The sequence below is a fragment of the Mucilaginibacter gossypiicola genome (assembly GCF_900110105.1).
In the GTDB taxonomy this organism is placed as follows: domain Bacteria; phylum Bacteroidota; class Bacteroidia; order Sphingobacteriales; family Sphingobacteriaceae; genus Mucilaginibacter; species Mucilaginibacter gossypiicola.
In genome coordinates, this window is record NZ_FOCL01000015.1 from 75797 (window position 1) to 100349 (window position 24553).

Consider the following 24553-nt stretch of genomic DNA (forward strand, 5'->3'; position numbering starts at 1 on the left):
CAACAAACATTAAACTTTAAAATTAACAACTTAAAATTATGGCATTTACACTACCGGCGTTATCCTACGCTACCGATGCTCTGGAACCGCACATTGATAAACTGACCATGGAAATTCACCATGGCAAACACCACCAGGCTTATGTTACCAACTTAAACAAAGCTTTGGAGGGCAAGCCGGAAGCCGATAGCAATATCGACGATATCATCAAAAACATTTCTAAATTCCCTGCTGCTGTACGTAACAACGGCGGTGGTCACTACAACCATACTTTATTCTGGACTTTGTTATCACCAAACGGTGGCGGTGAGCCTACAGGTGCTTTAGCTGATGCTATTAAAAGCACTTTCGGTTCATTTGCCGATTTCAAAACTAAAGTATCTGAAGCTGGTGCAACCCGTTTCGGTTCGGGCTGGGCTTGGTTAATTGTTACTGCTGATAAAAAATTAGCTGTAACTTCAACTCCTAACCAGGATAATCCATTAATGGATATCGCTGAAGTAAAAGGCACTCCAATTTTAGGTATCGATGTTTGGGAACACGCTTACTACCTGAAATATCAAAACCGTCGCCCGGATTACTTAGCGGCTATCTGGAATGTTATTAACTGGAACCACGTTGCTGAGCTTTACGCAAAAGCAACTGCTTAATTTTATTTAAGCTTATAAATTTGAAGCGGCAGGGTCTGATGGTCCTGTCGCTTTTTTGTTGGGTAAGAGGCTTAAAAATATGTCATTGCGAGGAGCAAAACGGGAATGAGCCTTGGGGCGACGCGGCAATCGCATGCTATACAGAGAGGCAATGCTTCTGTGCGGTTACTTCGTGCCTCGCAATGACATATTTATTTATTACTTATTTTACCTCCCAATTATATCACCATACCCTACCTCTCCAATAATCTACTAACTTTGTGGACTTTTTTATATCATGATCAAAAAGCCCATAGAAACCTTGCTCCGCGAATCGAAGGAAGAAGGAGAACATTCACTTAAACGCTCGCTTGGGCCGGTTAACCTAATTTTAATCGGGATAGGCATTATCATAGGGGCCGGTTTATTTTCATTAACAGGCATAGCAGCAGGCCAGCATTCGGGTCCTGCGGTAACTATATCTTTCTTAATAGCTGCTTTAGGTTGTGCTTTTGCTGCACTTTGTTACGCCGAGTTTTCGGCAATGATACCTGTTGCCGGGAGTGCCTACACTTACTCATACGCCACCATGGGCGAACTTTTTGCCTGGATCATAGGCTGGGACCTGGCGCTTGAATATGCCGTTGGTGCAGCAACAGTGGCCATCAGCTGGTCGCAATACCTTACCAAATTTTTATCCTGGTTTGATTTGTACCTGCCGCCGCAGCTAACGCTTTCGCCTTTTGAAACTGCCAAAGCAGCTAATGGCGAGGTTATTAATGGTATAATCAATTTGCCCGCTGCACTGATTGTGATCTTGGTTACGAGTATCATTATCCGCGGGACAAAAGGTTCGGCATTGGTTAATGCCATTATTGTAACATTGAAAGTAGGTGTAGTGCTGGTATTTATAGCGGTGGGCTGGTCGTTCATTAATCCGCAGAACTATCATCCATACATCCCGCAAAATACAGGCGTTTGGGGCGATTATGGCTGGTCGGGTATATTGAGAGGCGCAGGACTTGTGTTTTTTGTATTTATCGGTTTTGATGCTGTATCAACCGCGGCACAGGAAGCCAAGAACCCACAGCGTAATATGCCTATCGGGATCATTGGTTCATTGCTGATATGTACAGTATTATTTATTGTGTTTGCGCATGTAATGACCGGCATGGCTAATTATAAAGAATTTATCGGCTCTGGCGCTCCGGTAGCTATCGCCATTGAAAAAACACATTATCAGTGGTTAAGCAAGGCAATTGTATTGGCGATATTAATAGGTTACACCTCGGTTATTTTGGTCGATTTATTGGGCCAATCAAGGGTTTTCTTTTCTATGTCGAAAGATGGTTTGCTGCCAAAAGTATTTTCTGAGATTCATCCCAGGTTCCGCACGCCGTGGAAATCTAATATTGTGCTTTGCACTTTCATCGCCCTATTTGCTGCTTTTGTGCCGATACGCGTGGTTGGTGAAATGACCAGCATTGGCACCTTGCTTGCATTTGTTATGGTTTGTGCCGGTGTACTTATTTTACGTAAGCAGCAGCCTGATATTCACCGCCCGTTTAAAACGCCGCTTGTTCCACTGGTACCTATATTGGGTATCCTTACCTGTTTTGCCATGATGACATTTTTACCTGGCGATACCTGGTTGCGTTTGATCATATGGCTTGCAATTGGTTTGGTTATCTATTATACTTACGGCAAAAAGAACAGCGTTATCCGCAGAATGCTTGCCGATAAGCACCAGCGCTATTAATTGATGACTGAAGATATTTTAAAACTAAAAGTTGATCGTATAAAATGGGAAACTCCTGATACCGCTACATTTTATTTAATTAGTGTTAAAGGTAATCCCATTCCGTATACAGCTGGCCAATTTATTACCCTGATATTTAATCACCGTCAGGAAGAGATCAGGCGCTCGTATTCGTTAAGCTCGTCGCCCGATGAACCTTATTTGGCTATAACCGTTAAGCGGATTACCAATGGTGAGATCTCCCGGTTTATGCTCACCAAAATAAAAGAGGGCGATGTGCTGAATGCTTTGGCTCCGGCAGGGCGTTTTATCATTAGTGATGATCAGCAACAAAAAGATATTTTTTTATTTGCCGCCGGCAGCGGGATTACTCCCATATTTTCACAACTGAAATATATTTTGAACCGGGAAGGCGAGAGCAGACTGGTGCTTATTTACAGCAGTCAAAATGCGGCTTCTATTTTATTTAAGGATGAGCTGGATAAATTAGCTGCTGAGCATCCTGAAAGGTTAACTATCATTCACCTGCTGAGCAGCGAAGCAAACCGCCTCAATACCGATAAGGTAGAAAAGCTGGTGAAACAACACTCCCGTTTTAATTTGGCAGATGCGGAGTTTTACCTCTGCGGGCCGTTTGCTTATATGCGTATGATCCGGTTCGATCTGGTATACATGGGAATTGATCGGGCAAGGATCCGCCGTGAAAATTTCGTACTCGAAACGGTTGCCGTTACAAGCAGCTATACCAGCTTTCCTCCTAAAAATATCAAAATAAAATACCGGGGAGAGCCGCATGACATAGTAGTGGGCGAAAACCAATCCATACTACAGGCGGCTTTGCAGAATAATATCCCGCTGCCTTACAGTTGCCGCGGTGGCGTATGCTCAACGTGTATGATGAAATGTGCCGGCGGCAAAGTTGAAATGGTGAAGAATGATGTGCTTACCGATGCAGATCTTGCGCAGGGATGGATTTTGACCTGCACAGGGCATCCGCTGGATGATGGGGTAGTAGTTGAACTATGATTAAAGAAAACGTCATTGCGAGGTACGAAGCAATCCCCAATAAGCAGAGTAGTTATGCAGATTCGCCCTGTAAAGTAGGGGATTGCTTCGTGCCTCGCAATGACGGGGGGTAAGTGAGAGTCGGTTACTTAGCAGGTAAATGTTGCCTTACAGTTCTCCGGTGTACCACTGTTTTTACCTTTTTTGATTTGGACTTTTTACGTTTACCCAGCCAGATGATAAAACCGGTGATTGGCAAACTGGCACAAATGAGACTCACCAAAAAAGCAATGATCTTGCCCGGAAGGCCCAGGATCTGGCCAACATGAATATCATAATTCATTTCATTCATCTTCATGCCGGCACTTTTTTGCTCATGAGCTGTACGGTTCAATAACTTCCCGGTGTATTTATCAAATGTATAACTATCGCTTTCATAGTAGTGCAGGGCCTGCGCGTAAGCGGTTATACCTATTGCTCCTGCTTTTGCGGCGTCATCATAAATCAGAAACATTTCGGCTTTTGGCGAAGCTGCTTTTGCTGCCAGAAACGTTTTGTTGATAACCTGGGTGGTATCCATTTTTCCATGCAATAACGAGTCGGATTTTAAAACTACCTTTTCTTCGGGGTGTGCTTTGCCGAGGTTGGCGGTTGCATAAATGCCTTCGCGCATCCAGTCGAAAGCAATGGAAAGGCCGGTTATGGCCAGAATGATGGCCACACTGGTGGCATAAAACCCCAGTACATTATGCAAATCGTAATTCACTCTGCGCCAGCGGCCATTCCACTTAATGGTGAAGCTGCGCTTACGGTCGCTTTTGCGTTTAGGCCACCAGAGTACGATACCGGTTATCATCAGCACCACAAAAACAATTACCGATATGCCAACTACCATGCCGCCTATATTGGCCGGGAGTAATAGGTACAGGTGTATGTATTCAACAATAATAAAAAAATTGGTGGTAGGGCTTTCCGTATGGGTGATTTTGCCGGTGTAGGGGTTCATGTAAACATACAGCAGGCCTTTTTTAGGGTCACTTACCAATACTCCCGCCGGGCGATCTACGCCATAGTAGTAAATATAACTGGAAGTTGCGCCTTTATAGTCTTTTAGTGCCTCAGCCTTAAGGATGGAGGGGGCAAGGTATGGCTTACTTTGTACCTCAACCTTGCGGTAACTGTATATGGCATCCTGGATCTCGTCCTGGAAGCAAAAAATACAACCGGTGATACTCACTATAAACACCACGAGCCCGGATATAAATCCGAGCCAGCGATGTATGAATAGTAGTGTTTTTTTAAATGGCGTCATTCATTAAAATTTATAGCCGATGCTTAAACGTACGTTTGTTGGTGCTTCGGCCTGCCAACTGTAAATGGTTTTTCCATCAGTACTTACACCCTCGTGGCCACCTGAATAAAGATATGCGTTAAGTACGTTGTTTACATTTAACGCAAAACTCACCTTTTTGATCTGGTACGATGCACCTGCATCTAAACGGAAATAGTTTGGCAGATCGGAAGTGCCTGTACCAAGGCTCCATGGTAAACGGTCAAGCTGCCACTGGTAGCCGGTTGAAAATCCTAAACCTTTCAGGCTGCCTTGCTGTAAACGGTAAGTTAACCAGGCATTGGTAACATGTTTTGCAAAGCCGGGAACAGGGTTGCCAACATTTGTAGGATCGGTATCCTTAGATATCTTCGAATCAGTATAAGCATAGTTAACCATCAGGCTCAGGCCGGTTATGATCTCGCCGCGGGCGTCAAACTCGATACCTTTAGTTTTAGTTTGACCTAACTGCAGTACATAATTTGCCGCCGATTCTCCATGTTTATCGGGATCAGTTACCAGCTGGTTATTTTTCAAGATCTGGTAAGCAGATAATGTTGTGTTCCATTTGCCGCCAAACCAATCGCGTTTTAAACCAAGCTCCATGTTATTGCCGGTGATAGGCTTAACTTTTTCTCCGCCGAATATTCTGCCTGTTTGTGGTACAAACGATTGGTCATATACAGCATAAGCACTTGTGTTAGGGTCGATGCTATAACTTAGGCCAACACGGGGCGTAAATTTTCTGTCGTTGGTATTGCCGGCATAAGGATCGGTAGTGGTGGCATGAGTATAGCGGGCGGCGATGGTTAGGCGTAGTTTCTGATCAAAGAAACCTAACTCATCCTGTGCATAAAATGATTGGTATTTTTCGGTAGATACAGAGCCTGCGCCACGCACGCTAAGCGGGGTCGACCTGTCAAACGTAGGTAAAGTAACAGGGCCGTTGTTTGGATGATGAATATTGAAAAGTTTTGTTGAATCGGGATCAAGCGAACCTGATTGAAGATAGTCGGGAATATAATATTTATCACCAATATCAACACCGCCTAACAAACGGTGAACAACTTTACCGGTATTAAACTCTCCATTTAAAAAGGCCTGGGCAAATTTGTTTTTGTTAACAGCATCCCATAGACCAAGGTTACGGTCAATATCACCGTTGGAGTTGATGCTGTTTATCCAATAGCTGTATGCGGTTTGTTTGTAGTAAAAGTAAGCCCCCTGCGCGGTAACTTTCCACTTGCTGTTAAAAGCGTGTTCATAGGTTAAGAATGCGCTTTGGTCCTGTATGCCTGATGATGGCGAATTTGAAGGTGCATTGGTAAAATTACGCGGTAATGTCGCATAGCCATCGGTAGAGAACAGGTAGGCCGTACCAAATGCGTTCATGCGCTGGTACTGATAAGTATACTCAGCAGTCAGGGTATTTTTGCTGTCGAATTTGTAGCGCAGTACAGGGGCAATAGCCGTTCTGTTAGTGAAATCATAAGGCCTCCATGATTTTGACATTTGTCCCATTAAGTTAAGACGGTATTGTAGTTTGCCATCTTTGGTAAGTACACCGTCAAAATCGGCAGTGGCGCGGTAGCTGTTAAAGCTGCCTGCCGTGAAATTGAATGCCTGACTGGTAGTACCGGTAGGCTTTTTAGTAACAACGTTATAAAAACCTGATGGGTTGCCATTAGCCAGCATGAAAGCGGCAGGACCTTTCACAAATTCAATACGGTCAACAAACGACATATCCTCGGTAAGCGGGCCCCAGGTGGCTTCGATATTCATACCGTTGCGGAATGGTGCTAACCTGTCGCCGCGGGCGTTTACACGGGCATAGTTGCCCCAGTGCTCCTGCATAGTTAAACCGCTCACGTTGCGTGATACACCTTCAAGCATGTTAAAGATCTGCTGATCTTTGATCTGATCAGAAGATACTACCTGGATATTCTGTGCTACCTCAAGTAAGGGCTCGTTTAACCTCAGGCTGGGTGAAGGGTCGTCGATCTTATATTTTTGTTTGCGGCCCGAAATCAAAACCTCACCAATTTGATTGGCGTTTTCGCGCAGCATAAAGTTTACGGTAGTACGCTGTCCATCGGCCAGTTCAACTGTTTTTTCTTCAGGGGCTAAACCAACGAATGTTGCTTTGATGGTATAGGTGCCCGGCTTTACTTTGTTGAATGTAAATCGTCCGCTTTCATTGGTAACAGTTAGCAATGCCACCACCTTTAAGGTTTACGGTAACACCGGGAACGGTTTGGCCGTCGGCAGTGGTAATGGTTCCGGTAATGGTGCCCGGTTTAATGTCGGCCAGGGCGGGGCTGATATTAACAATCAGCAAAACCATCCATAATAAAAGGGATGATAGTTTGTCAAATATGCGTAAAGGTTTTGACATTGTGTTTGGGGTTAATGTGATTGATATGGGGTGTTTAAGCTTGAAGCCGGCACGCTGTTGCACCGGCTTCAGGCAATGTTGTTAAAATTTAAAGGCTACGCTGCCGATGATCTGACGTAACATTTGCGGACTAACTGTAGTGTAACCGATCCAGTACTCTTTATTGGTGAGGTTATTTACATTCAGCGCAAAGCGATATTTTTCTTTATTGTAAAAAACTCCGGTGTTTAACACGGTGAATGATGGAAGGGTAAACACGCCGTTGTATGAGTTGTTGATAACCTGGTTATCGCCAGAGTAGTTACCGCCAAAACCAATGCCCAGCCCTTTAACCTGACCGGCGGTAAGGGTATAGCTTAACCAAAGGTTGGCCGAATTTGCCGGGCCGGCAGTTTGTGGTCTGCGGCCATTGTCATAATCTCCTGATTTTTCCATCAGGCTGTTATTATGTGCATAACCGGCAATGATGTTAAAGCCTTTAAAAGGATTGGCTATTACTTCGGCTTCGATGCCTTTGCTTTTTTGGGTGCCATCCTGTACGTAAGCGTTGGCGTGAGCTGCATCGGCCCTTACTTTGTTTTTAACGCTGATATCATAGTAGCTGATGGTACTGCTCAGTTTGCCATCGAAAATGTCGATCTTAACGCCACCTTCCCATTGGTTTGCCTGCTCAGATTTAAACAGTTTAGATGCATTTGAGTTAGATGCGGCATCATAAGCCAGGTAATAGCCCGGATTGCTAAAGCCATTCATGTAGTTACCAAATAGAGATACTTTATCTTTTACAACCTGGTAAACCAGACCGAATTTGGGCGATAAAGTAGTTTGGTTATAACCTTGAGTTGATGTGCCGCTTACCGGGTCATTGATGGATTTGGTAACAAAGTGGTCAACCCTCAAACTTGCCATAGCCAACAGGTTGTCAGTTATGTTCAGCACATCAGATGCATATGCACTGTAAGTGTAATTGTTATAACGGCTGTAAGAGCTTGTTACGGGAACATTTTGAAACAACGAGTCGACTTTGGCTTTGTTAAAGTGGTTATAAGCCGGGATAGGGCCGGTTATGTTGATAACATCAAATGCGTCGCTTCCGTTATTTGGGTCGGTGTATTTAATGTTTGATTTTTCGTTAAGGAAATCAAGGCCGGCCACGATGCGGTTTCTTAACTTGCCAAGTTTGAAGTCGCCGGTAAAGTTTTGCTGAATTTGCAAGGTGTTGGTGTTACCGGTAACGTCCCATACATTGCGTGAAATGCTGTTATTACCGGCAAGCAGGTAAAAATAAGGCTCGGGCCCGTCACCACTGCTATGAGTTGTGCTGATGCTGGTTTGCGAGTGCCATTGATCAGAAATTTTATAATCAGCCTGCGCAAAAAAGTTGGCATTATCTGAAGTTTGTACCAGATCGTTTGACTGGTAAGCTCTTTTATAATCAATATTCAGCTGATCTGCACGTGTTACCCCCAGATCGGCAATGGTTGAGCCAAAGTAGAATATAGGAGGGGTAGTACTCCTGGTGTGGCTTATTTCGGCCTCGAATGATAAATTCAGGCGGTCATTAACTTTGTAAGAAAAGCTTGGGTCAAATACAAAGCTTTTGTTGATGCCTACGTCCTGGAAACTCCCTGCGTTGGTATATGCTGAATTAATGCGTAACAGTGCTTTCTTTTCCTGGTCAATAGGCGTATTATAATCAATGCTTGCCCGGTTAAATGAATAACTGCCAAAAGAGTAGCTTATTTCGCCGGCTTCGGCATCGAATGGTTTTTTGGTTACTCTGTTCAGTAAGCCGCCATAAGATACAAGGCTGCTACCGTACAGGGTGCCCGATGGGCCCTTGATCACTTCAAGTTTTTCAAGATTAGCGGCATCGGCAGCATTTGATATGTTGCCGCTTAAGCCATTTCTTAATTTTGCCTGCACAGGGAAACCACGTAGTGTAAAGTACGAACCTCCGTCACCTGTACGATTAGTTGGAGTCCATAATTTGGTAATTCCAGGTGAGTTTTTTATAGCGTCGTCTGCAGAAAATACTGCTTGTTCCAGTATCAGCTCTTTACTTACAGTAGTATAAACTTGTGGGTTTTCTAAGTTATTTAACGGCATTTTAGCCACATCCTGGCTTTTAGTGCGTTTAAACTTATTTACCTTATTGCCGCTTACGCTTACCTCCTGCAGGTTATTGGTAGCATTGTTTACAGTGAATTTTGGTAACACAACAGTTTGCCCGGCTGCAAGCTCAACAGGGGTTTCCTGGCTTTTGCTACCCACCTGGGATATCACAATAATATATGTGCCTTGAGGTACTCTTAATGTAAAGTCTCCGTTTTCATTAGTGATGGTTCCGTATTTGGTTCCTTTTAATGAAACGGAAACGTTTTCGGCCGGACCGTCGCCCTGAATGCCTACATGACCTTTGATTGTTCCTTTAGTTTGCTGCGCAAGTGCGGGAATTGTATTGATAAGCAGCAGAATTGAAAAAAATGAGAGAAGAAATATCTTTTGGAAAGATAGTTGGGATTGATCCATTTTATTTAGACTAAATATAAATAATTGCGCAAAAGTAATCAGGCAGGCGTTACGATGCAAATTATTTATAATAAATCTAAATAGATGTGGTTTAAGCTCTGTTATACAGTGGATTATGTAGGATAGTTTGTATTGCAAAGGCAACTGTTTCCAATATGGAAATAGCTCAAAAGAGAAGAAAGAAAAAACTTACGAAGTTTTTAAAACTTCGTAAGTCTGGCGGACTGAACTGGTAAACACCTAAATATCCATCACTTCTTTTTTCTTTTTACTTTTCATGCGTTTAGGTACAAACTCAAGGATCTCGGCTTTTAATGCCTCGATCATGCGGCGTTTTAAAAAGTTGCGTTGTATAACAATGCTTACCTCGCGGGCTGGCTCTGGCGATTTAAAATAGCGTACTTTATCCAGCTGCTTGTCGCTCAATTCAGACAGGGCGAGTTCAGGTAATATGGTAGCTCCGTTATTTTGGTCAACCATGCGTTTAAGGGTTTCAACGCTGCCGGTATTGTATTCAAAATGCTGAAAGCCTTTGGTTGATTTACGTCGCTGGCAAATGTTCAATACCTGCTCGCGCATGCAATGGCCTTCGTTCAATATCCAGATCTCCTCCATGTCTATATCATCCGGAACAATGTTTTTCTTTTTTGAGAGCCTGCTGTTTTTGGATACATAGGCTACAAAGTTTTCATAAAATACAGGGATCTCGGTCAGGTTGCTTTCATGCAGCGGGGTAGAGAGGATACCGCAATCAAGCATGCCCAGTTTTAGTTGTTGAATGATCTCTTCAGTGGTTTGTTCCCATACAATGAGTTTTACCTGCGGATATTTTTCAATAAAACCGTGAATGATCTTTGGTAATATATAAGGCGAAACGGTAGGGATAATGCCAACTTTTAATTCGCCCGAAAGTTCCTTTTGCCTGTCGGAAATGATCTCTTTAATCTTTTCACTTTCGGATAACATGACACGTGCCTGGCTAATTATTTCAACTCCTATTTCGGTAGGTACTACAGGTTGTTTGCTCCGGTCAAAGATCTTAACGCCAAGCGTGTCTTCCAGCTTTTGTACCTGCATACTCAAAGTTGGCTGGGTAACAAAACACTTTTCGGCCGCCAAAACAAAGCTGCGATAAGTATCAACAGCCACAATATACTCCAGTTGTGTAATAGTCATGTAATATAGATAAATACTATGTAAAGATAATAATTATTGATTTTTTCTATTGAAATATTTTCGTGAGGTTTGAATTATCAAACGCAACTAAATATGGAAACAAATAAAAAGAAACTGACCACTGCATCGGGTAAACCTTATGTAGAAAATGAAAACTCCATGACTGCCGGTCCGCGCGGGCCGATATTGTTACAGGACTTTATTCTGCATGAAAAAATGGCGCATTTTAACCGCGAAAGGATTCCTGAACGCGTGGTTCACGCTAAAGGGTCTGGTGCTTATGGTACGTTTACTGTTACCCACGATATTTCAAAATATACCCGCGCCAAAATATTTAACACAATAGGTAAGCAAACCAAATTATTCCTGCGTTTTTCTACCGTAGGCGGCGAAAAAGGTTCGGCAGATACAGAACGCGACCCACGTGGTTTTGCCATTAAATTTTATACCGAAGACGGCAACTGGGATTTGGTTGGTAACAATACGCCTGTGTTTTTTATAAAAGATCCCAAGAAATTCGGTGACTTTATTCATACCCAAAAACGCGATCCATATACCAATTGTAAAAGCGCAACCATGGTGTGGGATTTTTGGTCATTGAACCCCGAAAGTTTACACCAGGTAACTATTTTAATGAGCGACCGCGGTACTCCTTACGGCTATCGCCACATGGATGGCTTCGGCAGCCATACGTTCTCGTTTATTAATGCCGGCAATGAAAGGTTTTGGGTTAAATTCCACTTTAAAACCCAGCAGGGCATTAAAAACTTTACCGATGCCGAAGCCGGCGAAATGCGCGGTAAAAATCCCGATTTTGCACAACATGACTTGCTAACAGCCATTGATAACGGCGACTTCCCTAAATGGACACTTAAGATACAGGTGATGCCGGAAGCGGATGCTAAAACATACCACATCAATCCGTTCGATTTAACTAAAGTGTGGCCGCATGCCGATTATCCGTTGATTGACGTAGGGGTATTGGAATTAAATGAGAACCCTGATAACTATTTTGCCCATGTTGAACAAGCGGCATTTGCACCGGCACATGTTATTGATGGTGTAGGCTATTCGCCCGATAAAATGCTGCAGGGGCGCATTCTTTCCTACCCGGATGCACATCGTTACCGCTTAGGGGGCAACTATGAACAAATCCCGGTAAACAAATGCCCTTACCTGGTAAGTAATTATCAGCGCGACGGCCAGATGACTGTTAACGGCAACGGAGGTTCAAGCCCTAACTATTTCCCTAATAGTTTTGATGATATTGAAGTTGATCAAAGCTATAAAGAACCAGCCTGGGATTTTGGCAGCCCGGTAGGTGATTGGTATGATCGCAACGCTGAAGGCGAAAATGATCATTATACCCAACCTGGCGACCTTTACCGCCTGATGGATGCCCAGCAAAAGAAAGACCTGATCGCCAATATCGTAAATTCAATGAGCGGTATTGATGGGCCTAAAAAGGATATGATCGTTAACCGGCAGCTTTGTCACTGGTTTAGGGCCGATATCAATTTAGGTATGGCTGTTGCCAAAGGCCTCGAACTTGATTTGGCCGAAACCATGAAGCAAATGCCTCAAACTGTTTAACCCCTACTGTTCTAATAATTAAGGGCGGCCGGTATCGGCCGCCTTTTTGTTTTGTGAATCAGCTTGTTTTTCCTTTTGTTGGGATAATTTTGATTGATGGATTTTTAGATATAATTAAGTTGCTTTAAAGGTTGCCCGGTCTTCCGATATTTTCTCCTCAAACAAATTCTATAAATCCTTACTTTAGGATATATGCTTCCTTTATTAATTGCCGAACAAATTCGAGAGGGCGATGCCTATACCATTGCCAATGAACCGATATCCTCCGTCGACCTGATGGAACGTGCCTCACGGGCTTTTGTTGGTTGGTTTGCTAACCATTTCCCCGATAGAAATCAGGGCATAACGTTTTATTGCGGAACCGGTAATAACGGCGGCGACGGGTTGGCTATTGCCCGCTTGCTTTGCGAGCATCATTACAACAAACTGAATGTTGTTGTTGCAAGGTTTTCGGGCAAAGTATCGGATGATTTTAATACCAACCTGCAAAGGATCAAAAAAACATGTGTAAAGTTATCTGAACTTGCCAAAGGCGAAGAAATTCTGGCTGATGACAGTCAGGTAATCATCGATGCCTTGCTTGGCAGCGGCTTAAACAAACCGCTTTCCGGCGACTACGAAAGGCTGGTTAAATATATCAATGGTCTTGAACGCACGGTTGTTGCCGTTGATGTGCCTACTGGTTTCTTTTCGGAAGGAGAGGTTGCTAAAGATGCAATCGCAATAAAAGCCGACCTGGTAATTACCTTTCAACAACCCAAGATCAATTTTCTGTTACCGGAATCTGCCCCTTACATCAATTGCTGGGAAGCAGTAAATATTGGCATCAGCGAAAAATTTGTACAAGGGCTGCATTCACCGTATCAGTTTGTTGAAGAAAAAGATATCCGGCAAATGCTGAAACCCCGGCGCCGTTTCAGTAATAAAGGAACTTATGGGCATGCGCTGATTGTTGCGGGGCAAGCTAAAACTATGGGAGCAGCGTTGCTAAGCTCATCAGCAGCTGCACATGCCGGGGCTGGCCTTACAACAGCCTGCATTCCCGAAGGCGGTTTAACAGCACTTAATAGTTATCTCCCTGAAATTATGGCCATAGTAAGGAGTGGTAATCAACTGCCCGATATTGAATGGGATAAATTTAGTTCGATAGCCGTTGGGCCCGGCTTAGGCAAAGATGATGACTCGTTATCACTCTTAAAAGCTATCGTCAAAAGCTATAAAAAGCCAATGGTCATCGATGCTGATGCGTTGAACCTGCTTGCCGAAAATAAGGAATTGTTAAAAGAATTACCTGCCGGAAGTATACTAACCCCGCACATGAAAGAGTTTGATAGGCTTTTTGGTGAACATACCAACTGGTGGCAACGACTGCAAACTGCGTTAAAGAAAGCGAAGGAACTAAATCTGTGTATCCTGCTCAAAAATGATTACACCATTGTTGCCACACCTGATGGTACGGCTTATTTTAATTCATCCGGAAATGCTGCCATGGCAAGTGGGGGAATGGGCGATGTGCTTACAGGAATTATAGCTGCATTACTCGGACAGAAATACTCACCTCAGCAGGCATGTATCATTGGTGCTTATATTCATGGTAAAGCGGGAGACGAGTTGGCGCTGCCAAACCGGATGCACGTAGTTTTGCCGGGTAAGCTTATTATGCAATTGCCGGTTACCATGGCAAAATTAAGGGCATAAAAAAACGGCTGCAAGTATCATACAGCCGTTTTAATTAACTATTAACTGATCTTATAAAGAACTAAATACTCAAATCTGGGGGTTAGGATTTTTAGGTTTTCTTTCTCGTTTTATTTCCTAACTATTCATAAGACGCTTACACGTACTTATTAGTTACAAAAAAACTAATAATTGGTTTTGGTTTTCGTTAAAGATATGTTAAATTATTTATTCAGTGCACATTAGGTTTACACGAAATATAAGTACCTAACGGATAAAAAACAAAAAGCTTACATCGTTTTCGGAATAAATCTGAAAAAAATGTAAGCTTTTTTATTTTTAGGCACTTTTCGGCGCCTTTTTAATCGCTTTAGTATTTGCCGAGCACCATCATTTCTGATAATGTTGGGCTCGCACTGCCGCCTCTTGGTTCCAGTGTTACTGCAAAGGCGTCGGCAGAGGCTATTGCTTTCATGTTCTTAAATCCACTTGAATCTACTGTCGAATCAAATACACCCAGGTCAACCGGTTTGCCGCCTACCAATGCCCAAAGCTGGTATTGATGGGTTTTATCATTTGCAGGGAGTTTAAGGCTTCCCATGTCAATAACCACTTTTTGTTTAGATGGGCTAAAGGCCACAGTCATTATTGATTCAGGCGATTTAGCAGTACCTTTCAGGTGGATCAGTTTGTATGAAGTATCCCTTAACAGGTTCAGCTCATTATCCTTTGCGCTAACTGTAGTGCTGAAATGCTGGTTTTGAACCTGCATGGCATTTAGCTGCGTGTTTGTATCGTTAAGACGGTTATAAAGATTATACAACGCCACGGCGCTTGCTATTAATAAAGCAAGACAGGCTGCAAATGCATATTTATAAAAATTGGTTTCTTTTCCCGGCTGCATAACAACAACGTTTTCACGTTCTACGTGCGTTTGTGTAGGAAAGTTATTGTCGTCGCCAAAGTTGGTAAGTAAGCTGCCTAATATACGGTTACGTAATTGTTCAGATGGTTCAATGGCATTTTCTTCAGCATACAGTTCTATTGAGCGCTCAATTTCATCCAGCTCAGCCTTAATAGCCGGATGCTTTGAAGCCATCTCTTCAACCTGTAACTTTTCGGCTGAGGTTACATCCCCCAAAACGTAAAGTTCCAGTATCCCTGATTCTATATATGCTTTTAAATCTTCCACTTTCAATTAAAATGTTTTCTGAGTTCCTGGATAGCCATCCGTAACCTGGTTTTAATGGTGCCCAACGGAATGCCCAATTCTTCGGCAGCTTCCACGTGGGTATAACCTTTAAAATATACCAGATCAATAATCAGCTTTTGTTCAGGTTTTAGTGTTTGCACTAAATCCTTAACTCCCGTTAATTCAGGCTTGTAAACTGTATTTCTTTGCTCGTCAATGAAAGTTACGTTATTTTCAATCTCCTGGTTTTTGTTTTGATTTTTAAAATCTTTTGATCTGATCTTATCTATCGCAAGGTTGCGTGCGATATTAACCATCCAGGTAAATAAACGGCCTTTTTCAGTACTGTAGCTTGAAAAGGAATGCCAGATTTTTACAAAAGTTTCCTGTAAAACATCTTCGGCAATAGCGGTGTCATTTATAATGCGTGATATTACCCCGAATAACGAGGCAGAATACATATCATATAAAGCTTCAACGGCAATTTTTTCCCGGTGCTGCAGGGATAGCACCAGTTCTTCTTCCGACAGCGATATTTTTCGTTTTTTACTCAACGTAGTGAAGATATAAAGGAATTATCACATTTCAAACAGATGTTTTTCTGCATGATAGGATGAGCGAACCAACGGGCCGCTTTCCACATATCTAAAACCTTTATCAAGTCCAAATTGTTTGTAACGGGCAAACTGATCGGGGTGGATCCAGTCTATCACCGGGTGGTGGTTGCGTGTAGGTTGTAAGTATTGCCCTAACGTAAGGATATGTACGCCGGCCGCAAGCAAATCATCCATCGCTTCCAGTACGTCGTCTTCAGTTTCACCCAAACCCAGCATGATGCCCGATTTTGTACGTAAGCCCGCTTCTGAAATGTGCTTCAGGGCTTCAAGGCTGCGGTCGTATTTTGCCTGTATCCGCACCTCTTTGGTAAGGCGCCTTACAGTTTCCAGGTTGTGTGATACTACCTCGGGCCTGGTTTCCAAAACACGGGCAAGGTTGTCCCAATTGCCTTTGAAATCAGGCAGCAGGGTTTCTAAAGTAGTATCAGGGCTTTGACGGCGGATAGCATTGATGGTCTCGGCCCAAATGATAGAACCTCCATCTTTTAAATCGTCGCGGTCGACCGAGGTAATAACACAATGTTTTACCTGCATTAATTGTACCGAGGTTGCTACGCGGTTTGGCTCATCAACATCAACAGCTAAAGGCCTGCCCGTTGCAACAGCACAAAACGAACACGAACGGGTACAAATGTTACCAAGGATCATGAAAGTAGCTGTACCGGCTCCCCAGCACTCGCCCATATTGGGGCAATTACCACTTTCGCATATAGTGTGCAGCTTATGGGTATCAACCAGGCTGCGAACATGAGCATATTCTTTTCCTGTAGGAAGTTTAACCCTAAGCCAATCGGGCTTGCGTACGGGCTGACTAACAGCAGGAACTACCGGCAATTCTATCATAATGCAAATGTAGTTAAATATTTAGTTGATGGGGAATGGTTCATAGTTCATAGTAGCAGCAAATGACTGCAAAATGATCATTTGCTGTAACGTGCTAACACTAATACTTTATGAACCCATGAACCATGAATTATGATCCATGAACAAAATTAATTTAATACTTCTAACGTTTCATCAACAGAGATGCCACTGTGCGATTGGTCAAGGATGCATTCGCCATCTTTTATCAGTAGCAGCTGAGGCGATTCATGGTGTACCTGGAATAGTTGTGCCACCTGGTTTGACAGGTCGCGATATTTGATCAGGTCTAAAAAGTAAAGAGGCATATTTTCGGGAAGATTATCCCAGTCAAGCTCAAAACGCCTTTTGGCCATCATGCTGATGGAGCAGCGCGTACTATGTTTAAATATAAGGCTATAGCCTTCTTGTTGTTTGATCGCCATTAGCTGATCGGCCGTCTCCAACGAAATCCAGTTCATATTATTAATAGTTAAAATGCTATAACGTAATTATAACACAAAAACTGTGTAGTGTGTTTAAGCAGGTTTAAAAATGACAATTATCTGTTAACGACCTGTTTTAGGATATGAACCGTAAGCCGGGCATAATTTATTTGAGCAGGATGATACTGTTGCAACTGCTGCGGCTATAAGTGCTATATAAACTAATTTTTTCATATTGAGCTAAATTAACTGCTTTAACGGGTTTTAACTGTTTAATGTTTCAGCAAGGGCGGCCATTTTGATTGCGGTGATAGCTGCCTCATCGCCTTTGTTGCCATGTTTGCCGCCGGCCCTGTCAATAGCCTGTTGCTGATTATCAGTAGTTAATACGCCAAATATAACAGGTTTTGAATACTTTATAGCAACATTGCTTACGCCGTTTGCCACTGCATCACAAATAAAATCAAAATGCCTTGTTTCGCCCTGAATTACACAGCCCAGACAAATAACCGCATCAAGACCACCTTTTTTAAACAATAGTTCGGCACCAGATGTAAGTTCAAAGCTGCCGGGCACCTGGTATGAAAAAATGTTTTCGGCCAGTGCACCATTACTTACCAGGCTTTGATATGCGCCCTGGTAAAGAGCATTGGTAATTTCGGCATTCCATTCGGCTACAACTATGCCAAAACGGTATGGTGCTGCTGATGGTATTTCGGTATTCGAAAAGTCGGAAAGGTTTTTAAGATGGGTAGCCATTTTGATTTCGGATTTGGGAATTTCGATTTCGGATATTTTTTATTTCGAATTTCGGATTTAGCTTATGGCACATATGTAAATAAAAGGCCATAAATAAAAAATGTTCGATCTCTGAATTATGTAAGTTGTAATATCACTACTTCATAAATCCGAAATCGAACATCCGAAATCCGATATTAAAATTATTGTTTTGCTTCGGCGCGGGCTATATATTCGTCGATATTTTGAGCCTCTGCGCTTTCAGGATATTCAGTTTTTATTCTCTTGTATGCTTCAGCCGCATCTTTGTTGTTTTTCTGAGCTTCGTAAGTTAAACCCAACTTTTTAAGGTAAAGCGGAGATAAAAATTTATTTTTTGCTTTATCAGCAGCTTTGCTGAAATAAGTTTCTGCTTTTTCGTAATCTTTCAGTTCAACATAAGCGTCGCCGGTGCTGCCAAAGGCTTCGGCTGCTAACATGTTGTCGTCACCGCGGTAGTTGGTAAGGTTATCAATAGCTTTACGGTAATCACCTTTGTTTAAATAAGCTGTACCTAAATAAAAATAAGCAAGGTTAGCAGCTTTGGTATTGCTGTAGTCGCTGATGATCTTTTCAAAACCAGGGAAACCGGCATCACCTTTAATAGCTTTATCCCAGTTTTTTTGTTGCCAAAAATCCTGCGCTTTATACATTTGGTTAGCAGCAGTTACTTCACGCGGACCTAAGTATAATTTAATGTAAATGAAATAAATAGCAATAAGGGCAATAATAGCCCCTACAATAAACAGTAAGCTTTTTTGGTTCTCGCGTACAAATTTGCCACTCTGACCAAAATTGTTTTCTGGTGCTGCAATTTTGGTGTTCGCCTGGGTTTTTGACATTGTTGTTCTAAAATTAAGTTTGCAAAAATACGGTTTTCAAATTTACTGGCAATACCTTTTGTATTAAATCTTTAAAGAGGTTCATCGGTTCACTGGTTCATTAGTTCATTAGTGCTTTTATGTCGGATATCAAGCCTTCTTAAAGTCAAAAATACGGCAATGGGTTTGATAAAGTTGCCGCTAACCTACTAATGAACTAATGAACCAGTGAACAAATGAACGGAAAAACCGTAAATTTGCCATCCCATGCACCTTCAGCAACTGTCAATTATTAACTTTAAAAATTACGATGAGGCCGAACTGGTTTTCAGCGAGGGGGTTAATGCTTTTACGGGTAATAACGGTGCAGGTAAAACTAATTTACTCGATGCCATTCATTACCTGTCGTTATGCAAAAGCTATTTTAACCCGATAGATAGCCAGCAGATTAAGCAGGATGCAGATTTTTTTATCATTACCGGGGTTTTTAACAAAAATGACCAGTCTGAGGCAGTTGCCTGTTCGGTAAAACGTAATCAGAAAAAACAGTTTAAACGCAATAAAAAGGATTATCCGCGCCTGGCCGATCATATCGGGCTGTTGCCGCTGGTTATGATATCACCGAACGATACCAGCATCATAACGGAGGGGAGTGAAGAGCGACGCAAGTTTATTGATAATGTGATATCGCAAACAGATAACCATTACTTAGATGAGCTGATTGTTTATAATAAGATACTGACTAACCGTAATGCGCTTTTAAAGCAGGTTGCTGACTCGGGCCGTTATGATGTGGGCCTGTTTGAAGTGATTAATGAGCAACTGATAGATTCAGGTATGCGTATTTTTGAAAGGCGACGTGCTTTTATGGAGACTTTTGTGCCCGTATTTAACAGGCATTATGATTTTTTAAGTGATAACGCCGAACGTGTTGAACTGGTATACGAATCGCAATTGCTTAATGATGATTTTGATCACTTATTAAAGAAAAGCATTGACAGGGATAAGGCCTTGCAACGTACTACTGCCGGTATTCATAAAGACGATCTGCAATTCAACATACACGGCATGGCTATGAAGAAATTTGGATCGCAGGGACAGCAAAAATCGTTTTTGATTGCACTCAAGCTTGCCCAGTATACTTTCCTGTATCAGCAAAAAGGGTTTAAGCCCTTACTTTTACTTGATGATATTTTTGATAAGCTTGATGACGGGCGGGTTACCAAGTTAATGCAAATGGTATCTAACAATGATTTTGGACAGGTTTTTATAACCGATACCGGGGTTGAGCGTGTTGAAAATGTTTTTAATAAAATAGGAGTACCGGTTAAACTATTTAAAGTAAAGGGAGGAACGATTGATGCGTAAAACCAACGACAAAACACTTAAGGAAGCTATTGAGCAAATGCTTAATGTATATAAGATCAAACGGCGTTTTGACGAAACCGGTGTGGTTACAGCATGGCCAGGCCTGGTTGGTAAATCGGTAGCTAACCGTACTAAAGAGTTATTTGTACGCGATAAGAAATTATTTCTGCGGATAGAATCATCAGTAATAAAAAATGAACTGATGCTGATGCGTAACCAGATAATTGAAAAGATAAATAACGAAGCTAAAAGTATTATTGTCGAAGAGATTATCTTCCTCTAAGCATGCGCAAGCCGTGCTGTTTCAATTTAAGATCGTCGGTAAGCTTTGAATAGGCAAGAATGAACAAGCCGGGAATAGTGAAGGCAAGCTGGGCTTCAGGGTGTGTTCTGTAAAGCATTATAGAGCCAATAACCAATAATACCAGTATTAGTACGTAAAATATGTATTTGAATAGTGGTTTCATGGTGTTCTGGGTTATCGGTTTTTCTAAATATGCAATACAGTTCAGGTGCGGATGTAAAGTTAAAAAAAATGTAACCATACTTGCAAGAAAAACGTAAACATTTCGGGTGCAACCCGCTGATTGCCTGATTGCGCCCGAAATAAGGCTAATTAAAACCTTTCAAAAGCCGAGAAAAAGAAGTTTCCTTCGATGTCTGCATTTTCGTCAGAATCTGAACCATGAACAGCATTTTCGCCAATTGACCTTGCATAAAGGTTACGGATAGTACCTTCAGCAGCATCAGCCGGGTTAGTAGCGCCAATCAAAGTACGGAACTCGGTAATAGCATTGTCTTTTTCAAGGATAGCTGCTACGATAGGACCTGATGACATAAACTCAACAAGACCGGCATAAAAAGGACGCTCTTTGTGTACTTCGTAAAACTGTCCGGCTTTTTCTGCAGATAGTTTAGTGTATTTAAGAGCTACGATTTTGAAGCCGTTTTTGGTTATAATGTCTAAAATAGCACCGATATGGCCGTCAGCAACAGCATCAGGCTTGATCATAGTAAATGTTCTGTTAGTTTTCATTGAAATAATTGTTTCTTTTTTGGGTTATTAATAAACTAATTGCCTTTGTTGGGTTAGTTTTAATCCGCACTTGTGCAGATATTTAAAATTTGCGGCAAAAATAGGCTTTTGTAACTGTATCATAAAGCTTTTTGAATTAAATTAGATGGTTTGTATTTCATTTATTTATTTAGCTTTGCAACTCTTTTTTTAAGAATTGATGTTAGATTTAGCTTCGCTTACTGACCTTTTAACGAAACCTCAAAAAATAGTGATCACTACCCATCATAAACCTGATGGTGATGCTATGGGTTCGTCATTGGGCTTATATAATTATTTAATACAGCAGGGCCATCATGCCAGGGTTATTGCCCCTACAGATTATCCTGACTTTTTAAGCTGGCTGCCCGGTAATGAGAATGTTATTATTTATACTGAGCACCGCGAAGAAGCTGCCGCGCTGATAGCCGACGCCAATCTTATATTTTGCCTTGACTTTAATGCCTTGAGCCGTATCAATGATATGGGCGAGCTGGTAGGCGAAAGCAGTGCCTACAAAATCATGATCGATCATCACCTGGAGCCTGCCGATTTTGACGATTACAGGCACTGGGATATCAACGCCTGCGCAACAGCGCAACTGGTATATGATTTTATTGTTAATGAACTTCACCATAAAGAGCTTGTAAACAAGGATGTGGCAACCTGTCTATATACAGGTATCATGACCGACTCCGCTTCATTCAGACTTCCTAATACAACTTCTGGAGTACATCGCATAGTAGCTGATCTGATTGATGCAGGTGCGGTGAACTGGCGTATCCATGAATTAGTATATAATAGTGCGTCTGAAAACAGGCTTCGCTTTTTGGGCCATTGCCTGGCTAATTGCCTGGAAGTACTGCCCGAATTTAATACTGCTATTATTGCGGTTAGCAAACAAGATCTGGAACGGTTTGACGTTGAAACCGGCGATACAGAAGGTGTAGTGAATTATGCTTTATCAATGGCAAGCATTCGTTTGGCCGCCTTTATAGTTGAACGCAGCGATAGGGTAAAACTTTCGTTACGGTCAAAAGGAGAGTTTCCGGCCAATGAGATTTGCAAAAGATACTTTAATGGAGGAGGTCACCGTAATGCTGCCGGGGGCCATTCTGAACATAGCCTCGAAGAGGTTATAACTCAATTTAAACAAATTTTACCCGAATATAAAAAGCTATTAATACAGTAAAAAAGTAATGATGAAAAAAAAACTGATGTTTCTGTCACTTGCGGCTATAGGATTTGCAAGTTGCAACGGTGGGTTTAAGCAGGGCGAAGGCGGCTTGCTTTACAATATCCACACTTCAAAAGGCAATCCTAAAGTTAAGGAAGGTGATTTTATAACACTGAACATGATCCTTAAAACGGATAAGGATTCTATTATCAATAACTCATATGATAATGGCCAGCCTATACCAACACTGATGCCTAAGCCTCAAACTAAAGGTGATATTGTTTCTGGTTTAAGCTTACTGGGCGAAGGCGATAGTGCTACATTCAAAATAGCTGCCGACTCAGTATTTAAAGGTGGCCAGCAACGCCCGCCGGGCTTTAAAGGCAAATACCTGGTTTATACAATTAAAATTGAAAAGGTTATTCAAAAAGGCGCTCTTAATGAGCAAGCTTTCCGCGATCGTGTTACTCAATACATGAAAGGTCAAACCGATGCGCTTAAAGGTAAGGAGCCTGCTAAAATCCAGGGTTATTTAGATGGTCATAAAGATCTGAAATTTGTAAAAACAGCTTCAGGCTTAAACTATGCTGTTACTACTCCGGGCAGTGGTGCAAATGTAGCGGTTGGTGATACTGCAGTAATCAACTATACTTTAAGGCTTGTTAGCGGCAAAGTTTTGGAAACAAGTGTTAAAGAAGTTGCTGTAAAAGAAAAAATGCAGATCAACCCAATGAACCCTTATCAGCCAATCCGTATCCCGGTAGGTGAAGGTAAAGTGATTAAAGGTTGGGATGAAGCTTTCCAATTGTTTAACAAAGGTACCAAAGCAGTATTGGTTGTTCCGTCATCATTAGGTTATGGCGATCAGGGCAGCCCGCAAATGCAGCCATATACCCCGCTTGTATTTGAGGTTGAGCTGGTAAATATCGTTCATCCAAATCCAAACGCACCAAAACCGGTTGTTCCGCAAATGCAAATGCCAACTCCAACGGCAGCACCGGCCACGAAATAATAATACTATTTTACAAAGCCTTTCCTGCTCAAAACAGGAAAGGCTTTTTTATTTATAGCTTATGAAAAAATACATCTTTTATTTTATAGCCCCTCTGCTAACCGTTTCGGCTTTAACTGTCAATGCGCAAACAGGTGCTGTGAAAAAACGTCCTGCTACCGCTAAAAGCGGAGCTGTAAAAAAGCCCGCTGTTGTGAAAAAAAGCATTACTCCTGCCGAGGTGGCCGGAATGCTTAAAACAAGTAAAGGTTCATTTTATAAAATCTACACGGCAAACCCTGGTCCAAAGGCTAAGATCAGCGATGTGATCACTTTTAATTTTATTCAAAAAACAGGTAAGGATTCTGTGCTGTTTAGCAGTTATACTGCCGGACACCCGGCACAGGCGCAAATTCAGCCTTCGCGTGGCTTAGGCGATATGATGGATGTTTTTCCATTGCTTGCCGTTAAAGACAGCGCATTGGTGAAGATCCCTGCCGATTCGATATTTAAAGGCCATGAAGAAGCCCGTCCGCCATTTTTCCCCAAAGGCAGTTTCCTGACCTTTATTTTGAAAATGGAAAAAATCCAGTCAATAAATGAGGCTATGGCCGAAAGAAATGCTGCGATGGAAAAACAAAAGCAAGCTGAAGTTGCTGCGGCTAATGAATACGTAACCTCACACGGACTTAAAACTACCAGCACAAGCTCTGGCCTTCAATATGTTATTACAGCGCCTACCGATAAATACAAACCGGTAAATGGCGATACCGTACTGGTAAATTACACAGGTAAATTACTTAACGGGAAGGTATTTGACAGCAGTATCGAAGCTAACGCTAAAGCTGCAGGTTTAGATCAGCCTGGCCGCCCTTATGAGCCTATCAGTGTTGTTGTTGGCGAAGGCCGGGTAATACCTGGATGGGAAGAAGCCTTACTGTTGATGAACGAAGGCTCAAAAGCTACCTTCATCATTCCGTCGGGGCTTGCTTATGGCGAAAGAGGTTCGGGAGCTATCCCGCCAAACAGTACGCTGGCGTTTGACATGGAACTGGTAAAGGTGAAACCTGCCAAAAAGACCAATTAATAGATTGAAAATGCATCATAATCAACCTTCTGCCCAAAAAGCAGGAGGTTTTTTGTTTACAGGAGGCAATTTTTAATTAAGCGGGTT

Annotated in this window: 23 protein-coding genes; 10 read left to right on the forward strand and 13 right to left on the reverse strand. The window is 42.2% G+C overall.

Annotation, left to right across the window (positions count from 1 at the left end):
- Positions 1 to 38: 38 nt before the first annotated feature.
- From BMX50_RS30125 to BMX50_RS30135, 3 genes are all read left to right on the forward strand, one after another.
- Positions 39 to 650: a superoxide dismutase gene (locus tag BMX50_RS30125; protein ID WP_091220078.1), complete on the forward strand. Its 612-nt coding sequence runs from the start codon at positions 39 to 41 to the stop codon at positions 648 to 650.
- A gap of 277 nt (positions 651 to 927) precedes the next feature.
- The gene (locus tag BMX50_RS30130; RefSeq protein WP_091220082.1) at positions 928 to 2388 is read left to right on the forward strand and encodes an amino acid permease; all 1461 of its coding nucleotides are present in this window, start codon (positions 928 to 930) and stop codon (positions 2386 to 2388) included.
- 3 nt (positions 2389 to 2391) lie between these two features.
- Positions 2392 to 3414 (forward strand): ferredoxin--NADP reductase, encoded by a 1023-nt coding sequence (locus tag BMX50_RS30135; protein ID WP_091220091.1) that lies wholly within the window; start codon positions 2392 to 2394, stop codon positions 3412 to 3414.
- A gap of 124 nt (positions 3415 to 3538) precedes the next feature.
- On the opposite strand, the gene BMX50_RS30140 is transcribed toward BMX50_RS30135, so the two are convergent.
- The 5 genes from BMX50_RS30140 to BMX50_RS30155 all read right to left on the reverse strand — a co-directional run bounded on the left by BMX50_RS30140 (position 3539) and on the right by BMX50_RS30155 (position 10826).
- A complete protein-coding gene (locus tag BMX50_RS30140; protein ID WP_091220095.1) occupies positions 3539 to 4705 on the reverse strand; it encodes a PepSY-associated TM helix domain-containing protein in 1167 nt (388 codons plus the stop codon).
- Positions 4706 to 4708: 3 nt separating this feature from the next.
- On the reverse strand, positions 4709 to 6943 hold the full coding sequence (locus BMX50_RS30145) for a TonB-dependent receptor (RefSeq protein ID WP_167668147.1): 2235 nt from the start codon (positions 6941 to 6943) through the stop codon (positions 4709 to 4711).
- Entirely contained in the window at positions 6918 to 7118 is a 201-nt protein-coding gene (locus BMX50_RS34360; protein WP_143065299.1) for a hypothetical protein, read from the reverse strand. The genes BMX50_RS30145 and BMX50_RS34360 overlap by 26 nt, the downstream gene beginning before the upstream one ends.
- An 81-nt stretch (positions 7119 to 7199) precedes the next feature.
- On the reverse strand, positions 7200 to 9650 hold the full coding sequence (locus tag BMX50_RS30150; RefSeq protein ID WP_091220105.1) for a TonB-dependent receptor: 2451 nt from the start codon (positions 9648 to 9650) through the stop codon (positions 7200 to 7202).
- Positions 9651 to 9890: 240 nt separating this feature from the next.
- Positions 9891 to 10826, reverse strand: coding sequence for a hydrogen peroxide-inducible genes activator (locus tag BMX50_RS30155; protein WP_091220111.1), 936 nt, complete (start codon positions 10824 to 10826; stop codon positions 9891 to 9893).
- A 93-nt stretch (positions 10827 to 10919) separates the two neighbouring features.
- Between BMX50_RS30155 and BMX50_RS30160 the strand changes: the two genes are divergently transcribed.
- Positions 10920 to 12419, forward strand: coding sequence for a catalase (locus BMX50_RS30160; protein ID WP_091220116.1), 1500 nt, complete (start codon positions 10920 to 10922; stop codon positions 12417 to 12419).
- A 192-nt stretch (positions 12420 to 12611) separates the two neighbouring features.
- A complete protein-coding gene (locus BMX50_RS30165; protein ID WP_091220121.1) occupies positions 12612 to 14117 on the forward strand; it encodes an NAD(P)H-hydrate dehydratase in 1506 nt (501 codons plus the stop codon).
- Between the two features lie 349 nt (positions 14118 to 14466).
- Here BMX50_RS30165 and BMX50_RS30170 read toward each other — a convergent pair whose 3' ends face one another.
- The 6 genes from BMX50_RS30170 to BMX50_RS30195 form a co-directional block, all read right to left on the reverse strand.
- Entirely contained in the window at positions 14467 to 15288 is an 822-nt protein-coding gene (locus BMX50_RS30170; RefSeq protein WP_091220128.1) for an anti-sigma factor, read from the reverse strand.
- Between the two features lie 2 nt (positions 15289 to 15290).
- Positions 15291 to 15842, reverse strand: coding sequence for an RNA polymerase sigma factor (locus tag BMX50_RS30175; RefSeq protein ID WP_091220133.1), 552 nt, complete (start codon positions 15840 to 15842; stop codon positions 15291 to 15293).
- A 24-nt stretch (positions 15843 to 15866) separates the two neighbouring features.
- Positions 15867 to 16748, reverse strand: coding sequence for a lipoyl synthase (lipA, locus tag BMX50_RS30180; RefSeq protein WP_091220137.1), 882 nt, complete (start codon positions 16746 to 16748; stop codon positions 15867 to 15869).
- A gap of 149 nt (positions 16749 to 16897) precedes the next feature.
- Positions 16898 to 17227, reverse strand: coding sequence for a bacillithiol system redox-active protein YtxJ (ytxJ, locus tag BMX50_RS30185; RefSeq protein ID WP_091220141.1), 330 nt, complete (start codon positions 17225 to 17227; stop codon positions 16898 to 16900).
- Between the two features lie 228 nt (positions 17228 to 17455).
- Positions 17456 to 17950, reverse strand: coding sequence for a 6,7-dimethyl-8-ribityllumazine synthase (gene ribH, locus BMX50_RS30190; protein ID WP_091220146.1), 495 nt, complete (start codon positions 17948 to 17950; stop codon positions 17456 to 17458).
- 182 nt (positions 17951 to 18132) lie between these two features.
- A complete protein-coding gene (locus tag BMX50_RS30195) occupies positions 18133 to 18810 on the reverse strand; it encodes a tetratricopeptide repeat protein (RefSeq protein ID WP_091220152.1) in 678 nt (225 codons plus the stop codon).
- 246 nt (positions 18811 to 19056) lie between these two features.
- Here BMX50_RS30195 and recF point away from each other — a divergent pair, with 246 nt between their 5' ends.
- Together recF and BMX50_RS30205 are read left to right on the forward strand one after the other, a co-directional pair.
- Positions 19057 to 20157, forward strand: a complete 1101-nt coding sequence (gene recF / locus BMX50_RS30200; protein WP_091220156.1) for a DNA replication/repair protein RecF — start codon at positions 19057 to 19059, stop codon at positions 20155 to 20157.
- Positions 20150 to 20440 carry a DciA family protein gene (locus BMX50_RS30205; RefSeq protein WP_091220163.1) on the forward strand — a complete coding sequence of 97 codons (291 nt, stop codon included), beginning with the start codon at positions 20150 to 20152 and terminating at the stop codon, positions 20438 to 20440. Before recF ends, BMX50_RS30205 begins: the two co-directional genes overlap by 8 nt.
- On the opposite strand, the gene BMX50_RS30210 is transcribed toward BMX50_RS30205, so the two are convergent.
- The gene (locus BMX50_RS30210) at positions 20427 to 20624 is read right to left on the reverse strand and encodes a hypothetical protein (RefSeq protein WP_143065300.1); all 198 of its coding nucleotides are present in this window, start codon (positions 20622 to 20624) and stop codon (positions 20427 to 20429) included. The two genes, BMX50_RS30205 and BMX50_RS30210, sit on opposite strands and share 14 nt — an antisense overlap.
- A gap of 149 nt (positions 20625 to 20773) precedes the next feature.
- On the reverse strand, positions 20774 to 21193 hold the full coding sequence (locus BMX50_RS30215) for a nucleoside-diphosphate kinase (RefSeq protein WP_091220172.1): 420 nt from the start codon (positions 21191 to 21193) through the stop codon (positions 20774 to 20776).
- Positions 21194 to 21392: 199 nt separating this feature from the next.
- Here BMX50_RS30215 and BMX50_RS30220 point away from each other — a divergent pair, with 199 nt between their 5' ends.
- From BMX50_RS30220 to BMX50_RS30230, 3 genes are all read left to right on the forward strand, one after another.
- On the forward strand, positions 21393 to 22403 hold the full coding sequence (locus tag BMX50_RS30220; protein ID WP_091220177.1) for a DHH family phosphoesterase: 1011 nt from the start codon (positions 21393 to 21395) through the stop codon (positions 22401 to 22403).
- A 7-nt stretch (positions 22404 to 22410) separates the two neighbouring features.
- A complete protein-coding gene (locus BMX50_RS30225) occupies positions 22411 to 23400 on the forward strand; it encodes an FKBP-type peptidyl-prolyl cis-trans isomerase (protein WP_091220181.1) in 990 nt (329 codons plus the stop codon).
- Positions 23401 to 23461: 61 nt separating this feature from the next.
- Positions 23462 to 24466 (forward strand): FKBP-type peptidyl-prolyl cis-trans isomerase, encoded by a 1005-nt coding sequence (locus BMX50_RS30230; RefSeq protein ID WP_244281143.1) that lies wholly within the window; start codon positions 23462 to 23464, stop codon positions 24464 to 24466.
- Positions 24467 to 24553 lie beyond the last annotated feature (87 nt).

Excerpts from the sequence above, each read along its gene's own strand:
- BMX50_RS30125 (WP_091220078.1), top strand. The coding sequence starts at position 39 with ATGGCATTTACACTACCGGCGTTATCCTACGCTACCGATGCTCTGGAA.
- BMX50_RS30130 (WP_091220082.1), top strand. The coding sequence starts at position 928 with ATGATCAAAAAGCCCATAGAAACCTTGCTCCGCGAATCGAAGGAAGAA.
- BMX50_RS30135 (WP_091220091.1), top strand. The coding sequence starts at position 2,392 with ATGACTGAAGATATTTTAAAACTAAAAGTTGATCGTATAAAATGGGAA.
- BMX50_RS30140 (WP_091220095.1), bottom strand. The coding sequence starts at position 4,705 with ATGACGCCATTTAAAAAAACACTACTATTCATACATCGCTGGCTCGGA.
- BMX50_RS34360 (WP_143065299.1), bottom strand. The coding sequence starts at position 7,118 with ATGTCAAAACCTTTACGCATATTTGACAAACTATCATCCCTTTTATTA.
- BMX50_RS30150 (WP_091220105.1), bottom strand. The coding sequence starts at position 9,650 with ATGGATCAATCCCAACTATCTTTCCAAAAGATATTTCTTCTCTCATTT.
- BMX50_RS30155 (WP_091220111.1), bottom strand. The coding sequence starts at position 10,826 with ATGACTATTACACAACTGGAGTATATTGTGGCTGTTGATACTTATCGC.
- BMX50_RS30160 (WP_091220116.1), top strand. The coding sequence starts at position 10,920 with ATGGAAACAAATAAAAAGAAACTGACCACTGCATCGGGTAAACCTTAT.
- BMX50_RS30165 (WP_091220121.1), top strand. The coding sequence starts at position 12,612 with ATGCTTCCTTTATTAATTGCCGAACAAATTCGAGAGGGCGATGCCTAT.
- lipA (WP_091220137.1), bottom strand. The coding sequence starts at position 16,748 with ATGATAGAATTGCCGGTAGTTCCTGCTGTTAGTCAGCCCGTACGCAAG.
- ytxJ (WP_091220141.1), bottom strand. The coding sequence starts at position 17,227 with ATGAACTGGATTTCGTTGGAGACGGCCGATCAGCTAATGGCGATCAAA.
- ribH (WP_091220146.1), bottom strand. The coding sequence starts at position 17,950 with ATGGCTACCCATCTTAAAAACCTTTCCGACTTTTCGAATACCGAAATA.
- BMX50_RS30195 (WP_091220152.1), bottom strand. The coding sequence starts at position 18,810 with ATGTCAAAAACCCAGGCGAACACCAAAATTGCAGCACCAGAAAACAAT.
- recF (WP_091220156.1), top strand. The coding sequence starts at position 19,057 with ATGCACCTTCAGCAACTGTCAATTATTAACTTTAAAAATTACGATGAG.
- BMX50_RS30205 (WP_091220163.1), top strand. The coding sequence starts at position 20,150 with ATGCGTAAAACCAACGACAAAACACTTAAGGAAGCTATTGAGCAAATG.
- BMX50_RS30210 (WP_143065300.1), bottom strand. The coding sequence starts at position 20,624 with ATGAAACCACTATTCAAATACATATTTTACGTACTAATACTGGTATTA.
- BMX50_RS30215 (WP_091220172.1), bottom strand. The coding sequence starts at position 21,193 with ATGAAAACTAACAGAACATTTACTATGATCAAGCCTGATGCTGTTGCT.
- BMX50_RS30220 (WP_091220177.1), top strand. The coding sequence starts at position 21,393 with ATGTTAGATTTAGCTTCGCTTACTGACCTTTTAACGAAACCTCAAAAA.
- BMX50_RS30225 (WP_091220181.1), top strand. The coding sequence starts at position 22,411 with ATGATGAAAAAAAAACTGATGTTTCTGTCACTTGCGGCTATAGGATTT.
- BMX50_RS30230 (WP_244281143.1), top strand. The coding sequence starts at position 23,462 with ATGAAAAAATACATCTTTTATTTTATAGCCCCTCTGCTAACCGTTTCG.